Source organism: Bradyrhizobium sp. (assembly GCF_035484855.1).
Classification (GTDB): Bacteria; Pseudomonadota; Alphaproteobacteria; order Rhizobiales; family Xanthobacteraceae; genus Bradyrhizobium.
In genome coordinates this window covers 21,418-37,322 of sequence record NZ_DATHOP010000200.1, presented here as the reverse complement: position 1 = coordinate 37,322, position 15,905 = coordinate 21,418, and the positions used below count along the sequence as shown (strand labels likewise).

General features: G+C 63.6%; 13 protein-coding genes. 11 read left to right on the top strand and 2 right to left on the bottom strand.

The window, feature by feature from the left end; genetic code table 11:
- The 8 genes from VK804_RS22630 to VK804_RS22595 form a co-directional block, all read left to right on the top strand.
- The coding region (locus tag VK804_RS22630) for a 2-oxo acid dehydrogenase subunit E2 (protein ID WP_325374364.1) at window positions 1-884 on the top strand (884 nt) is incomplete at its 5' end.
- 166 nt (window positions 885-1,050) lie between these two features.
- The gene (gene lpdA, locus VK804_RS22625; protein WP_325374362.1) at window positions 1,051-2,472 is read left to right on the top strand and encodes a dihydrolipoyl dehydrogenase; all 1,422 of its coding nucleotides are present in this window, start codon (window positions 1,051-1,053) and stop codon (window positions 2,470-2,472) included.
- Between the two features lie 115 nt (window positions 2,473-2,587).
- Window positions 2,588-3,829, top strand: a complete 1,242-nt coding sequence (locus VK804_RS22620) for a threonine synthase (RefSeq protein ID WP_325374360.1) — start codon at window positions 2,588-2,590, stop codon at window positions 3,827-3,829.
- Between the two features lie 41 nt (window positions 3,830-3,870).
- Window positions 3,871-4,842, top strand: a complete 972-nt coding sequence (locus VK804_RS22615) for a tripartite tricarboxylate transporter substrate binding protein BugD (protein WP_325374358.1) — start codon at window positions 3,871-3,873, stop codon at window positions 4,840-4,842.
- Window positions 4,843-4,910: 68 nt separating this feature from the next.
- Entirely contained in the window at window positions 4,911-5,834 is a 924-nt protein-coding gene (locus VK804_RS22610; RefSeq protein ID WP_325374356.1) for an NADP-dependent oxidoreductase, read from the top strand.
- Window positions 5,835-5,897: 63 nt separating this feature from the next.
- Window positions 5,898-7,121 carry a cytochrome P450 gene (locus tag VK804_RS22605; protein ID WP_325374354.1) on the top strand — a complete coding sequence of 408 codons (1,224 nt, stop codon included), beginning with the start codon at window positions 5,898-5,900 and terminating at the stop codon, window positions 7,119-7,121.
- Between the two features lie 375 nt (window positions 7,122-7,496).
- Window positions 7,497-9,221, top strand: coding sequence for a dihydroxy-acid dehydratase (ilvD, locus tag VK804_RS22600; RefSeq protein ID WP_325374353.1), 1,725 nt, complete (start codon window positions 7,497-7,499; stop codon window positions 9,219-9,221).
- A complete protein-coding gene (locus VK804_RS22595; RefSeq protein WP_325374352.1) occupies window positions 9,208-10,023 on the top strand; it encodes a tetratricopeptide repeat protein in 816 nt (271 codons plus the stop codon). Before ilvD ends, VK804_RS22595 begins: the two co-directional genes overlap by 14 nt.
- Window positions 10,024-10,048: 25 nt before the next feature.
- Here VK804_RS22595 and xth read toward each other — a convergent pair whose 3' ends face one another.
- Both xth and erpA read right to left on the bottom strand, forming a co-directional pair.
- Complete coding sequence (gene xth / locus VK804_RS22590; protein WP_325374350.1) at window positions 10,049-10,840, bottom strand: exodeoxyribonuclease III; 792 nt, start codon at window positions 10,838-10,840, stop codon at window positions 10,049-10,051.
- 9 nt (window positions 10,841-10,849) lie between these two features.
- Window positions 10,850-11,179, bottom strand: coding sequence for an iron-sulfur cluster insertion protein ErpA (erpA, locus tag VK804_RS22585; RefSeq protein WP_325374348.1), 330 nt, complete (start codon window positions 11,177-11,179; stop codon window positions 10,850-10,852).
- A 104-nt stretch (window positions 11,180-11,283) separates the two neighbouring features.
- On the opposite strand from erpA, the gene VK804_RS22580 reads away from it, so the two are divergent.
- The 3 genes from VK804_RS22580 to VK804_RS22570 all read left to right on the top strand — a co-directional run bounded on the left by VK804_RS22580 (window position 11,284) and on the right by VK804_RS22570 (window position 15,865).
- A complete protein-coding gene (locus tag VK804_RS22580; RefSeq protein WP_325374368.1) occupies window positions 11,284-12,492 on the top strand; it encodes a deoxyguanosinetriphosphate triphosphohydrolase in 1,209 nt (402 codons plus the stop codon).
- Between the two features lie 53 nt (window positions 12,493-12,545).
- Window positions 12,546-14,345: an arginine--tRNA ligase gene (gene argS / locus VK804_RS22575; protein ID WP_325374346.1), complete on the top strand. Its 1,800-nt coding sequence runs from the start codon at window positions 12,546-12,548 to the stop codon at window positions 14,343-14,345.
- A 77-nt stretch (window positions 14,346-14,422) separates the two neighbouring features.
- The gene (locus VK804_RS22570) at window positions 14,423-15,865 is read left to right on the top strand and encodes an SPOR domain-containing protein (RefSeq protein WP_325374345.1); all 1,443 of its coding nucleotides are present in this window, start codon (window positions 14,423-14,425) and stop codon (window positions 15,863-15,865) included.
- Window positions 15,866-15,905: the final 40 nt, after the last annotated feature.

Sequence of the window (15,905 nt, the reverse complement as noted above, 5' to 3'; positions counted from 1 at the left end):
AGGCCGGCATTGAGCTTGCGCGCATCAACGGTTCCGGTCCGCACGGCCGCGTGATCGCGCGCGATGTCGAGGAAGCCAAATCCGGCAAGGGACGGAAGGCGCCCGCAGCCGCTCCCGGCGGCGCGCCCAGCATTGCGCCTTCGATGTCGGACAAGCAGGTTCGTGCGCTGTTCGAAGAAGGTAGCTACGAGGTGATCCCGCATGACGGCATGCGTCGCACCATTGCGCAGCGCCTGACCGCGTCGGTGCAAACCGTTCCGCATTTCTATCTGACGATGGACTGCAACATCGGCAAGCTGGTCGAGGCCCGCGAGGAGATCAACGCCGCGGCGCCCAAGGACAAGGACGGCAAGCCGGCCTACAAGCTCTCGGTCAACGATTTCGTCATCAAGGCGCTGGCGCTGGCGCTGCAGCGCATCCCCAACGCCAATGTGAGCTGGACCGAAGGCGGCATGCTCAAGCACAAGCATTCCGACGTCGGCGTCGCCGTGGCGATGCCGGGCGGCCTGATCACCCCGATCATCCGCAAGGCGGAGACAAAACCGGTCTCGGTGATCTCGGCCGAGATGAAGGATTTTGCCGCCCGCGCCCGGGCCCGCAAGTTGAAGCCCGAGGAATATCAGGGCGGCACCACGGCGGTGTCCAATCTCGGCATGTACGGCATCAAGGATTTCACCGCCGTGATCAACCCGCCGCACGCCACCATTTTGGCGGTCGGCGCCGGCGAGCAGCGCCCGATCGTGAAAAACGGCAAGATCGAGGTCGCGGAAATCATGAGTGTGACCATGACCTGCGATCACCGCGCGGTCGATGGCGCGCTCGGCGCCGAATTGATCGGCGCGTTCAAGCGGCTGATCGAAAATCCGGTCCTGATGGTGGTGTGAGGCAGAGGTGACTCACGCCGTCATTGCGAGCAAAGCGAAGCAATCCATTTCGACGCGGGCAAGCTGGATTGCTTCGTCGCATCCGCCTTCGCCCGAAGGCGGGCTTCGGCCGACAAGAGTGCTCCTCGCAATGACGAGCACACGATGAGAGCGAGCGAGTAAACACATGGCCGATACATCCTTCGACGTCGTCGTCATCGGCTCCGGTCCCGGCGGCTATGTCACCGCGATCCGCGCCGCGCAGCTTGGTTTCAAGACCGCGATCGTGGAAAAGGCCTATCTCGGCGGCATCTGCAACAACTGGGGCTGCATTCCGACCAAGGCGCTGCTGCGCTCGGCGGAAATCTATCACTACATGCAGCACGCCAAGGATTACGGGCTGTCGGCGGACAACGTCGCGTTCGATCCGAAAGCCGTGGTCGAACGTTCGCGCGGGGTCGTCAAACGCCTCAATGGCGGCGTCGAATTCCTGATGAAGAAGAACAAGATTAGCATCATCTGGGGCGAGGCGACGCTCGATGCACCCGGAAAATTCACTGTCAAGAAGTCGGAGGCCGCAGCGCCGAAAGGAGCGCTGGGCGAGGGCGCCTATCAGGCCAAGCATATTATTGTCGCGTCAGGTGCGCGTCCGCGGGCGCTGCCCGGATTGGAGCCGGACAAGAAGCTGGTCTGGACCTATTTCGAGGCGATGGTGCCGGACAAGATGCCGAAATCGCTTCTGGTCGTAGGGTCAGGCGCGATTGGCATTGAATTCGCCTCGTTCTACCGCACCATGGGCGCAGAGGTGACGGTGGTCGAGGTTTTGCCGCAGATCCTGCCCGTCGAGGATACCGAGATCGCCGCCTTCGCGCGGAAACAGTTCGAGAAGCAGGGTATCAAGATCATCACCGGCGCCAAGGTAACAAAACTCGACAAGAAGGCCGACAGCGTCACCGCGACCATCGAGGACGCCAAGGGCGCCAGCCAAGCGCTCACCGTCGACCGGGTGATCTCGGCGGTCGGCGTGGTCGGCAATATCGAAGGTTTTGGGCTGGAGAAGCTGGGTGTCAAGACCGAGCGTGGCTGCATTGTGATCGATCCGTTCTGCAAGACCAATGTGCCCGGCATCTACGCCATCGGCGACGTCGCCGGACCGCCGATGCTGGCGCACAAGGCCGAGCATGAAGGGGTGATCTGCGTCGAAGCCATCAAGGGCATGCATCCGCACCCGATGGACAAGCTGCTGATTCCGGGCTGTACCTATTGCCATCCGCAGGTCGCTTCCGTCGGTCTGACCGAGGCAAAAGCGAAGGAAGCCGGGCGCGAGATCCGGGTCGGACGTTTTCCGTTTGTCGGCAACGGCAAGGCGATCGCGCAGGGCGAAGATCAGGGTCTGGTCAAGGTGGTGTTCGACAAGAAGACCGGCCAGTTGCTCGGCGCGCACATGGTCGGCGCTGAAGTGACCGAATTGATCCAGGGCTTTGTGGTAGCGATGAATCTCGAAACCACCGAGGAAGAATTGATGCACACGATCTTCCCGCATCCCACCATTTCGGAAACGATGAAAGAAGCCGTCCTGGATGCTTATGGTCAAGCGTTGAATATGTAGTTTAGCTCGTCATGCGCGGGCTTGACCCGCGCATCCATCGCGCTTCACAAAAATCTTCAGGAGATGGATTGCCGGGTCAAGCCCGGCAATGACGAGGCAGAGAGAAAGAACAACCGTGAAAGACAATGACAATCTGACGATCGAACGCCCCACGTTCGTGACCCATCTCGAATGCGCCCTGGAAGGCGATCACTACCCCGCCGATCAGATCCACAATCTCTCCAAGGCCGGCAAACCGCTGCTGGTGCGCTACGATCTCGCCGGCGTGAAGAGGGCTCTGACCAAGGAGGCGCTCAAGCAGCGGCCGGCCGATCTGTGGCGCTACCGCGAGATGCTGCCGGTGCGCAAGGTCACCGACATCGTCAGCCTCGGCGAGGTCACCACGCCGCTGATCCGGCTGCCGAAACTTGCGAAAAAACTCGGCGGCGGCGAAATCATCGTCAAGGATGAAGGCCGTCTTCCCACCGGCTCGTTCAAGGCGCGCGGCCTTGTCATGGCGGTGTCGATGGGCAAGGCGCTCGGCATCAAGCACATGGCGATGCCGACCAACGGCAACGCCGGCGCGGCGCTGGCGGCCTATGCGACGAGCTGCGGCATCAGGACCACGATCTTCTGCCCCGCCGATACGCCGGAAGTGAATGTCAGCGAGATCGAGCTGCAGGGCGCCACCGTCTATCGCGTCAACGGACTGATCGACGACTGCGGCAAGATCGTCGGCGAAGGCAAGGCAAAAGCCGGCTGGTTCGACACCTCCACGCTGAAGGAGCCGTACCGGATCGAAGGCAAGAAGACGATGGGGCTCGAGCTCGCCGAACAGCTCGGCTGGGACGTGCCCGACGTGATCTTCTATCCGACCGGCGGCGGCACCGGCCTGATCGGCATGTGGAAGGCGTTTTCAGAACTCGAGGCGATCGGCTTCATCGGCGCCAAGCGGCCGCGGATGGTGGCGGTGCAGGCCTCGGGCTGCGCGCCGATGGTGCGCGCCTTCGAGAACGGCACCGAGCACGCGCCGCGCTGGGAGGATGCCCATACCATCGCCTCCGGCATCCGCGTGCCGCAGGCGGTTGGCGACTTTCTCATCCTGCGCGCGGTGCGGGAGAGCAAGGGTTTTGCCATTGCGGTGACCGATGAGGCGATTTCCGCCGCGCTGAACGAGGTCGCGCGCGAGGAGGGCCTGTTGCTGTGTCCGGAGGGGGCTGCGACCTATGCCGCCTATCAGCAGAGCCTGGCCGATGGCCGCGTCACCAAGAACGATCGCGTCATGCTGTTCAATTGCGCGACCGGCCTGAAATATCCGCTGCCGAAGGTCGACCGCACGCTCGACCGCCACAAGCCGATCGACTACGCGAAGCTTTAGTTCGGTGGCCGGGAAGCGTGCCGCGGTGAGGGGAAGGTAATATGCAGAAGACGGTTTTGGCCGCGCTGCTGGCGCTGTTGGCGTTGGGCGGCAACGCGCGTGCGGACGACTACCCGTCGCATCCGATCACGCTGGTAGTGCCGTTTTCCGCCGGCGGGCCGACCGACTCGATGGCGCGGATCATGGCCGACCGGATGAAGACCACGCTCGGCCAGAGCCTGCTGATCGAAAATGTCACCGGCGCGGGCGGCTCCATCGGCGTCGGACGCGTGGCGCGCGCGGCGCCCGACGGCTACACCGTCAGCATCGGCCATCTCGGCACCCACGTCGCCAATGGCGCGATCTACAAGCTCGGCTACGACCTCGTGGCCGATTTCGAGCCGGTGGTGCTGCTGCCGAGCAATCCGATGGTCTTCGTCAGCACCAATGCGGTTCCGGCCAAATCGCTGGGCGAATTGCTGGCCTGGATGAAGGCGAAGCCGACGGCGCCGACCGCGGGGACCGCCGGCGCCGGGTCGGCCAGCCATGTCGCCGGGCTCTATTTCGAGAGCGTCACCGGCATCAAATTGCAATTCGTGCCGTATCGCGGCACTGCTCCGGCGATGACCGATCTCGTCGCCGGCCAGATCCAGGTCATGATCGATCAGACCTCCAATTCCATCAACCAGATACGCGCCGGCACCATCCGCGCCTATGCGGTCACCGACGAAAAGCGGCTTGAGACGGCCGCCGACATTCCGACCGTCGATGAGGCCGGCTTGCCGGGATTTCACATGCAGCTGTGGTCCGGCTTCTGGGTGCCGAAGGGCACGCCGAAGGAAATTGTCGCGAAACTCAACGCCGCGGCGGTGGAAGCCATGAACGATCCGGCCGTGCGCGCGAAGTTCGAAAACCTCGGATTGGTGATGCCGCCGAAGGATCAACTCACCCCGGAAGCGCTCGGCGCCTTCCAGAAATCCGAGATCGCAAAATGGTGGCCGATGCTCAAGGCCGCCAACGTCAAGGTGGAATAGCGCGTGGACTCCGATTTGAATGCGTCAATCAAAAATGTGATCCTGGTCCGCCAACGAGAGGAACACCCATGAAAGCTGCTTTCATCGAACGACATGGCGGGCCGGAAGTTCTGAAATACGGCGACATGCCGGATCCCGTGGCCGCGCCCGGCGAGGTCGTGGTCGATATCGTCGCGGCAAGCGTCAATGGCGCGGACTGGAAGGTCCGCGAGGGTAAATCGGGCCAGCTTTCGAAATTTCCCTACATTCTCGGGCGGGATTTTTCCGGTGTCGTTTCGGCTCTCGGGGAGGGTGTCAGCGACCTGCGTATCGGCGATGAGGTCTTCGCCGTTTGCGACGTCGGCCAGGAGGGCGCCTATGCCGAGAAGATTGCGATCAAGGCGGCGATCGTGGCGAAGAAGACCGATTGCCTGTCGCATGTCGATGCGGCTGCGCTGGCGCTTGCCGGGTTGACGGCGATTTGCGCGATCGAAGACACATTGAAACTGAAGGCGGGCGAGACGATCCTGATCCAGGGCGGCGCGGGCGGTGTCGCGAGCTTTGCCATACAGCTGGCAAAACATCTGGGGGCTCGCGTGATCACGACCGCAAGTGCCGCGAACCATGATTACCTCCGCAAGATCGGTGCCGATGAGATCATCGACTACAATGCGGTGGATTTTACCAAGGTCGTGCAAGACTGCGACGCCGTCTTCGATACCGTCGGCGGCGACGTCGCGCAGCGATCCTTCACGGTGCTCAAACCGGGCGGCCGGGCGGCTTTTATTGGCTCCGGCGCGCAGGCGCCGAAGCCGGAGCGCAGCGACGTCACAGCGCTGCGGCCAAGCGTCGGACGGGACCGGCCGCATCTCGAGCGCATCGTGGCGCTGGTTGCGTCAGGTGCCGTCCGTCCGCCGGAGGTGACACGCTACCGGCTCAGCGAAGCCGCGGCCGCGCACGAGCTAAGCCAATCCCGCCATTTTCGCGGCAAGCTGGTTTTTATCGTCAGGTGAAGCCTCGCTTCGCATCGCCGTTTTCGCCGCAGTGATGCCCAGCTTGCGGTGCAGGAAACGTCGATGACGCTTGAAGCGGACTTCGCCAGCCCGGACTACTATCGCAATCCCGCCGCCGCGATGAGCCGGCTTCGTGCCGCCGGTCCGGTCGTGCAGGTGCGTTTCCCGCTGGTAGGCGTGGTCTGGACGCCGACGACCCAGGCGCTCGCCGATCGGATATTGAAGGACACCGAGACCTTCGCCATTCGCAACGAGAAAGGGTCGGTCGCCGGATTGAAATGGTGGATGCCGGGCATCGTGCGCACGCTCGCCAACCACATGCTGTCGATGGACGATCCGGATCACCGGCGCTTGCGCGACATCGTCGATGAAGCATTTCGCCGCCGCGCGGTGCTCGAGATGGAACCACGTATTCGGGCCATTGCCGACGACCTCGCCGGCAAACTGTTCGCTCAGGGAAGTCCGGCCGATCTGGTCGGCCGCTATGCGCGCGAGCTGCCGCTATGGGTGATTTGCGAACTGCTCGGATTGCCGCTTGCCGATCGGCCGAAATTCATTGCCTGGGCCGGCGGTTTCACCCGTCTGACCGGCCCATTGGGAATTTTCGTCGCGATCCCGAACGTGGTCGCCATGAAGCGCTATATCGCACGGCATCTCGAGACGGTGCGCCTTCAGGGTGGTGACGGGCTGATCGCCGAAATCGTTCGCATCGAGAAAGACGGCGGGCAGATCAGCCCGGACGAAATCGTGTCGATGGTGTTCCTGTTGCTGTTTGCCGGGCACGAGACCACGACCCACCTGATCAGCGGATCGGTATTCGAGCTTCTGAAGAATCCGGGCTTGCGCGACTGGCTCGAACAGGACTGGAGCCGCGTCGACCTGGCGGTGGAGGAATTTCTGCGGTTCCTCACGCCGGTTCAGTTCACCAAGCCACGCTACATCCGCCGGGATGTCGAACTCGGCGGTGTCCAATTGAAAAAGGGCGAGAAGGTCATGGTGATGCTGGCCGCCGCCGACATGGACCCGCAGGCCAATCCTGATCCCGAGCGGCTGGAGCTGCAGCGCAAGCCGAACCGGCACATCGCCTTCGGCACCGGGATCCATTTCTGCCTCGGCCATCAACTGGCGCGGATCGAAGGCAAATGCGCGCTGAAGTCGCTGTTCCAGCGCTGGCCGAAGCTGATGCTCGCGGTCGATGAGTCGGAGATCACGTGGCGCAAACGGCCGGGCATCCGCGCCATCGACAGGCTGCCGGTCGCATCGGGCGCGCGTCAGGGGATGAGATAGGTTCAGGCCTTTTTCTTCTGCTGCCCCGTATGCAGTGCAGCAAGAGTGCTGGGAGCCGGGGTGCAGGCTACTTTGCATGGGGTTGTTTTCGCGATTTTTTGGTAAGGCCCTGCGGCGCCGCACCATCATGACAACCTTTGGATACAAGATGGTTGCCGTCGGGCCACGATTGTTGCCTGACCGCAACACTCGGCGAAGATTTAACCCTCGTCTCAGCAAGTGCTTGCGCGCGCCGCTTTTTAGCCACACCCCTCCATGAAATCATCCTTCGTAGGCTTTTGGCCACGGCGCTCGCGAAGGCGAAGGAAAATCGGTCTTTTGCAAAGATCTGCTTTTCCGGGTCCAACAAGGGATGGCTGGGGAAACAGGTTCGCGATGGACGCCAAGACCAGCATCAAGAAGCGGCTTCCAAGCCGGCATGTGACGGAGGGCCCGGAGCGGGCGCCCCACCGCTCGTATCTCTATGCCATGGGGCTGACCACCGATCAGATCCACCAGCCCTTCGTCGGCGTGGCGTCCTGCTGGAACGAGGCCGCGCCCTGCAACATTTCGCTGATGCGTCAGGCGCAGGCGGTCAAGAAGGGCGTCGCCTCGGCAGGCGGCACCCCCCGCGAATTCTGCACCATCACCGTGACCGACGGTATCGCCATGGGCCATGAGGGCATGCTCTCGTCGCTGCCGTCGCGCGAATGCATCGCCGATTCCGTCGAACTGACCATCCGCGGCCATGCCTATGACGCCCTGGTTGGCATCGCCGGGTGCGACAAGTCGCTGCCGGGCATGATGATGGCGATGGTGCGGCTCAACGTGCCCTCGATCTTCATCTATGGCGGCTCGATCCTGCCCGGTAATTTTCGCGGCCAGCAGGTCACGGTGCAGGACATGTTCGAGGCGGTCGGTAAGCATTCGGTCGGCGAGATGTCGGATGCCGATCTCGATGAGATCGAGCGCGTGGCGTGTCCTTCGGCCGGCGCGTGCGGCGCACAATTCACCGCCAACACCATGGCGACGGTATCGGAGGCCATCGGGCTGGCGCTGCCCTATTCGGCCGGCGCGCCTGCGCCTTACGAAATCCGCGACGCTTTCTGCATGACCGCGGGCGAGAAGATTATGGAGCTGATCGCCTCCAACATCCGCCCACGCGACATCGTCACCCGCCGCGCACTGGAGAACGCTGCGGCGGTGGTAGCCGCTTCCGGCGGGTCGACCAATGCTGCGCTGCACCTGCCGGCGATCGCGCACGAATGCGGAATCAAGTTTGATCTGTTCGACGTAGCAGAAATCTTCAAAAAGACACCGTATGTCGCCGATTTGAAGCCCGGCGGCCGTTATGTTGCCAAAGACATGTTCGAAGCTGGCGGCATACCGCTTCTGATGAAGACGCTGCTCGATAACGGCCATTTGCACGGCGACTGCCTGACAGTCACGGGCCGCACGATCGCCGAAAACCTCAAGAGCGTAAAATGGAATCCGCACCAGGATGTGGTGCGGCCGGCCGACAAGCCGATCACCGTCACTGGCGGTGTGGTCGGCCTGGAGGGCAATCTCGCGCCTGAAGGCGCGATCGTGAAGGTTGCGGGCATGTCGAACTTGAAATTCTCAGGGCCTGCCCGTTGCTTCGATCGCGAAGAGGACGCCTTCGAGTCGGTCCGGAAAAAGACCTACAAAGAGGGCGAGGTCATCGTGATCCGCTATGAGGGGCCGCGCGGCGGTCCCGGCATGCGCGAAATGCTGTCGACCACTGCGGCGCTGACCGGGCAGGGCATGGGCGGCAAGATCGCGCTGATCACCGATGGCCGGTTCTCCGGTGCCACCCGCGGGTTCTGCATCGGCCATGTCGGGCCGGAAGCGGCCGTGGGCGGGCCGATCGCACTGTTGCGCGACGGTGACATCATCGAAATCGACGCCGTGGCCGGGACTCTTAACGTAAAGTTGACCGACGCCGAACTGGCCGAACGCAAGACCAAATGGAAGCCGCGGCAGACCAATCATACATCAGGGGTGCTGTGGAAATACGCCCAGCAGGTCGGGCCGGCGGTAGATGGCGCCGTAACCCATCCGGGCGGGGCGCACGAGAAACAGTGTTATGCGGATATCTGAGCGTATCATTTTTGCGTTGATTTTAGGGGCCACGCCGGTGGCGGGCCCGGTGTTCGCGTTCGACGGTGCGCCGGTCAATCAGGATTCGGCGATTCCCGTCGTTTCGGGCCAGCCCGGGGCTGCGGCTGCCCTGAAGAAGGCGATCCCACCGTCCGCGCCCGACTCCTCGCTGACCTCGCTGCAATATGCCGCCGAAGGCGGCCACCCGATCGCGCAATGGAAGCTCGGGCGGATGTACGCCGACGGCAACGGTGTCGCCCAGGACGATTTGCGCGCCTTCGAATATTTCAACCGCATCGCCAACGCGCATGCCGAGGACAGCCCATCGGCGCCGCAGGCGGCGATCGTCGCCAACGCCTTTGTCGCGTTGGGGCGGTATTATCTGAGCGGTATTCCCAACTCCAAGATCAAGTCCGATCCGGAGCGGGCGCGCGAGATGTTCTCTTACGCTGCGTCCTATTTCGGCAATGCCGACGCGCAATATGACCTGGCGCGGCTGTATCTGAGGGGTTCGGGTTCTCCCGACGATCTCCGCTATGGCGCGCGCTGGCTCGCGCTTGCCGCCCAGAAGGGCCAGCATCAGGCGCAGGCCTTGCTCGGACAGATGCTGTTCAACGGCGACCAGCTGCCGCGCCAGGCGGCCCGCGGCCTGATGTGGCTGACCTTGGCGCGCGACAGTGCCGCATCCGACGAGACCTGGATCAAGGACAGCTACAACAAGGCGATCGCGAGGGCGTCCGACGACGACCGCGCCATGGCCCTGCAGATGCTCGAGCACTGGGTGCAGGGCCGCAGGGACTGACCAACGCCCACGCAAGCCTTGCGTGTCAAGCCGCCTCGAGATCGAGATCGGCCCAGACCGGAACGTGGTCCGACGGCTTCTCCCAGGCGCGCACATAGCTGTCGATGCCGACATCGATCAGGCGGTCGCTGGCCTGCGGCGACAGCAACAGATGATCGATGCGAAGGCCATGGTTCTTTTGCCAGGCACCGGCCTGATAATCCCAGAAGGTATATTGGCCTGACGCGTCGGTGACGGCGCGCAACGCGTCGGTGAGACCGAGGCCAAGCAGGGATTGGAAGCTCTCGCGGGTCTCGGGACGGAACAGCGCGTCGTTGATCCAGGCCGCGGGATTATGGACATCTCGCGGCGTCGGAATGACGTTGAAATCGCCGGCGAGAATCAGCGGTTCTTCCGTCTTAAGCCGCTGCTTCGAATACTCAAGAAGTCGCGACATCCATCTGAGTTTGTAGGGATATTTGTCGGTCCCGACGGGATTTCCGTTGGGCAGATAAAGGCAGGCGAGCCGAAGCACTCCGCTCTTCAGGGGCACCACGCCTTCGATGAAACGGGCGTGGGCGTCTTCGTCGTCCCCGGCAAGGCCCAACTTGGTCTCCTCGAACGGCAGCTTCGAGAGCAGCGCGACGCCGTTAAAAGTCTTCTGGCCGTGGGTGACGACGTTATAGCCGAGCGATTCGATCTCCAGCCGCGGGAACGCCTCGTCGACGCATTTGATCTCCTGCAGGCAGACGAGGTCGGGCGCGCAGTCCTTCAGCCACGCCAGCAATGGCTCGAGCCGTTGCCGGACCGAATTGACGTTCCAGGTTGCGATACGCACGAGTTGGGCTCAGATCGAAAAGCTGGTGCCGCAGCCGCACGATGCGGTGGCATTCGGATTGACGACGCGGAACGAGGCGCCGATCAAATCGTCGACGAAATCGACTTCCGAGCCGGCCAAAAACGGCACCGAGGCAGGGTCCACCAGCACGACCGCGCTGTCGCGCTCGATCACCAGATCGTCCTCGGCTTGCGCATGCTCGACATCGAACTTGTACTGAAACCCCGAGCAGCCGCCACCCTCGACCGAGATGCGCAGTTTCGCGCCTTCGCCCTCTTTGCTGAGGATTTGCCCGATGCGGCGGGCGGCACGTTCGCTGACGGTGATGGCAGCAGTCATGACTGGTCTCCGGTGGGCGTCATAGCCAATTCATTTGGTATCCCGCAGCCAGCATAGTTAAGTGCACAAGCCTGCGGAATCAATTGGATAAGGATCAATACACCGTGTCGGTCGGAATGGCTGCTCCCCGTTCGATCTATGCCTGCGATCCCGACCGCAGCCGCGGGCGGCTGTTCGCGGAGCCGCCGAGCCGGACCCGCAGCCCGTTCCGGCGCGATTGCGACCGGGTGATCCACTCCACTGCCTTCCGTCGCCTCAAGCACAAAACCCAGGTTTTCGTGTTCCACGAGGGCGATCATTACCGCACCCGGCTGACCCATTCGCTGGAGGTGGCGCAGATCGCCCGTGCGCTGGCGCGGCAACTCGGGCTCGACGAGGATCTGACGGAAACGCTGGCGCTGGCGCATGATCTCGGCCATCCGCCGTTCGGCCATGCCGGCGAGCGGGCGCTGGATGCCTGCCTAAAGGTCCATGGCGGCTTCGATCACAACGCCCAGACACTCCGCGTCGTCACCTCGCTGGAGCATCGTTATCCCGAATTCGACGGGCTCAATCTCACCTGGGAATCGCTGGAGGGCATCGTCAAGCACAACGGTCCTCTCCGGTCACATCAGGGGTCACCGATCGAACGCTACCGCGACCGGGGGATTCCGGTCGGAATTTCCGATTATGACGGCAAATATGACCTCGAATTGTCGAGCTTTGCCTCGCTGGAGGCCCAGGTCGCCGCGATCGCCGACGACATCGCCTATGATGCCCACGACATCGACGATGGCCTGCGCGCCGGTTTGTTCACCGTCGACGACCTCAGCATCATGCCGCTGACCGCGGCGATGATCGCCGAAATCGACGAGGCTTATCCCGCGCTCGACGACATCAGGCGTGGGGCGGAACTGGTGCGCGAACTGATTTCCTATCTGATCGGCGCGGTGTTTGCGGAGTCGCTCCGGCGGCTGGAAGCCGCCAAGCCCAAATCGGTCGATGCAGTCCGCAACCATGGCGACGTGCTGATTGCGTTCCCTGCCGGCGTCTCGCAGCAGGAGGCCGAGATCAAATCGTTCCTGAAGCAGCGGATGTACCGGCATGAGCGGGTGATGCGGGTGATGGGCGAGGCCGAACAGATCCTGTTCGACCTGTTCGCGCGTTATCAGAACGCGCCTTCCGATCTGCCGGCCGAATGGCTGCCGCCCGAAGGCACGGATACCGAGGGCGAGCGGGCGCGGCGGATCGGCAATTTCATCGCCGGAATGACCGACCGTTTTGCCATCACCGAGCATCAAAGGCTTTTTGACTCGACCCCGGATTTGCGTTAGGCGGCGGCCTGAAGCCGCGAGGCGCGGCGCGATCCCCCAGGTCACATCAGCCCATGGCCAATCAAGCTTCCCATCCGCATCTGTTCGCCGAGGTGCTGGCGCGCGTGCATGCGGTTTGCGGCGTGCTGGCAGCGGAAGGCGGATGGCCCGCCGGCATCGATCTGTCGCGCGTGGTGGTCGAGCCGCCGCGCGATGCCGCCCATGGCGACATGGCGACCAACGCCGCGATGGTGCTCGCCAAGGAGGCCAAGACAAAACCGCGCGATCTCGCCGAGGCGATCGCGGCGAAATTGCGCGCCGACGGTCTGATCGCCGCCGTCGATGTCGCCGGTCCCGGCTTCATCAACCTGACCCTGAAGCCGAAGGTCTGGTCGGACGCGTTGCGCACGGTGCTGCGCGAGGGCGACGCCTACGGGAAAAGCGCTGTCGGCGCGGTCGAGAAGGTCAATGTCGAATATGTCTCGGCCAACCCGACGGGGCCGATGCATGTCGGTCACTGCCGCGGCGCGGTGTTCGGGGACGCGCTGGCAAGCCTGCTGAAATTCGCAGGCTACGACGTGACGCGCGAATATTACATCAACGACGCCGGCGCGCAGGTCGACGTGCTCGCGCGCTCGGCCTTCCTGCGCTACCGCGAGGCGCTCGGCGAGGATATCGGCGAAATCCCCGAAGGGCTCTATCCCGGCGATTACCTGAAGCCGGTAGGGCAGGCGCTGGCAGCCGAATACGGCGACAGGCTCAAGTCGATGCCGGAAACGGCGTGGCTGCCGCCGGTGCGCGGCAAGGCCATCGCGATGATGATGGACATGATCAAGGACGATCTGGCCGCGCTCAATATCGAGCACGACGTTTTCTTCTCGGAGCGATCGCTGATCGAAAGCGGCAACAATCGCGTCGCCGAAACGATCGATTTCCTCCGCGCCAAGGGCGACGTCTATCAGGGCCGGCTGCCGCCGCCGAAGGGCGAGCTGGTCGAGGATGAGGATTACGAAGACCGCGAGCAGACGCTGTTCCGGGCCACCGCCTATGGCGACGACGTCGACCGCCCGCTGCTGAAATCCGACGGCAGCTATACCTATTTCGCGTCCGACATCGCCTATCACAAGGACAAGTTCGACCGCGGCTTTCATAACCTGGTCGACGTCTGGGGGGCCGACCATGGCGGCTATATCAAGCGCATGCGGGCCGCCATCAAGGCGGTGACCTCGGGCAGCGCCATCCTGGACGTGAAGATCGTGCAGCTCGTGCGGCTGTTGCGGGGCGGCGAGCCGGTGAAAATGTCGAAACGCTCCGGCGATTTCGTCACCCTGCGCGAGGTGGTCGACGAGGTCGGCAGGGATGCCGTCCGCTTCATGATGCTCTACCGGAAGAACGACGCGGTGCTGGATTTCGATCTCGCCAAGGTGATCGAGCAGTCTCGGGAAAACCCGGTGTTCTATGTCCAGTACGGACATGCCCGCGGCCATTCGGTGTTCCGCAATGCCCGGGAGGTGGTCACGGAGCTGCCGGAGGAGGCCCGTGCGCGGGCGGCCTTCCTCGGGGAGGCGGCGGTGGAGCGTTTGACCGACCCCTCGGAATTGGACCTGCTGCGACGATTGGCGCTCTATCCCCGGATGATCGAGGCGGCCGCGGTCGCGCATGAGCCGCACCGAATCGCTTTTTATCTGTATGATCTCGCCAGCGAATTTCACGCGCTGTGGACGAGGGGGCGCGATTTGCCCTATTTACGCTTCATTATCAATAATGATGCAGAGATCACAAAGGCGCGGCTGGCTTTGGTTCAGGGCGTCGTTTCGGTTCTGGCGTCGGGCTTGGGCGTTCTGGGTGTTCAGGCACCCGACGAGATGCGATAGTTCAGAGCATCTGGCACGGGCCGGTTCGTCAGTCATAGGGGGTTGGCGGCTTTCCCGAAGGGGCACGCATCATCACGATGGCGGATCGATATCAGGATAGACCCTTTCCCGACGATGGCGACTATGACGGCGCCGGCGATCAGTCGGGTGCGGGAAGAGGCGAGGGCGATCCTTTGGCCGAACTCGCCCGTCTGATCGGCCAGACCGATCCCTTCGGCACCATGGGCCGTGCCAATGCCAAGATACCGCCGGGTGCGACCCCGCGCGATCGATATCCGAGCCCGGCAGAGCCGGATGAGGCACCTCCCGCCGGTCCGCCGTCCTGGATGCAGCGCGCTAGCAGGCAGGAAGTCCCCGAGCAGGATGAGCCGCCGGAATACCCGAGCGCGGTGCATCCGCTGCAGCGTTACGCCCGTGCCGCGCCCGAGCCGGATTATCGGGAGGAGCCGCAATACGCCGACGAACCCGACCCGTCGCGCTACGATGACGCGCTGTACGGCCAGATCGACGACGGCAGCCAGCAATCCCGGCATGATCCGGCCTATGCGGATGAAGAGGCCTACGCCTATCAGGATGACTACGACGAAGCCACCGAGGAACAGGTCCCGAAGCGCCGCGGCGGCATGGCCACCGTGGTCGTGGTTCTGGCGCTGGCGGTGCTCGGGACCGGCGCGGCGTTTGCGTACCGCACCTATGTTGGGTCGCCGCGCAGCGGCGAGCCTCCGGTGATCAAGGCCGATACCAGCCCGATCAAGATCGTACCGGCGCCATCCGACGGGTCCGGCAAGGTGCCGGACCGCATGAACGCGGGCGATGGCACTGAGAAGATTGTTCCACGCGAAGAAGCCCCGGTCGACGTCAATGCCAAGGCCGGCCCGCGCGTGGTGCTGGCGCCGATGAACCCGAACGGCACTCTGCCGCCGGTCGCGAGCGTCGCTTCCGGCCCACCTCCGACTGCCAATAACGGCACGATGCCGGACATCGTGCCGCGAAATGTCAAAATCGTGGCCGTGCATGCCGACCAGCCCGACAGCGCGGCGATGCCAGTTGCTGCGGCACCGGCGCCGGCTCCGGCCGCAAAACCCGCGCCGGCGGCGCGAACAACGGCAGCTCCAGCCACGCGAAGCCCGCCGGCGGCAGCCAATGCCAGCGCCAACGCCCCGCTTTCCCTGGCGCCGCAGGCCAGTCAGCCGACGCCACCTGCGGAACCGCGGACCCGGGTCGCTGCCACCAATCCGGCACAGACCGAACCGAGCGCCGCTGCGTCCGGCGGCGGATACATGGTTTCAGTTTCCTCGCAGCTGAACGAGGCCGCCGCCCAGGCTTCCTACAAGGCGTTGCAGGGCAAGTACCCGGCGGTGCTGGGAGCGCACGAGGCGGTGATCAAGCGGGCCGACGCGGGCGAGAAGGGTGTGCGCTACCGCGCCATGGTCGGCCCCTTCGGCTCTTCCGAGGAAGCCCACCAGTTGTGCAGCAGCTTGCAGTCCGCCGGCGGCCAGTGCTGGGTCCAAAGGAATTAACGGCCGTTTCCTTGACCCTCGGGCCAACGGTGAGCTAATC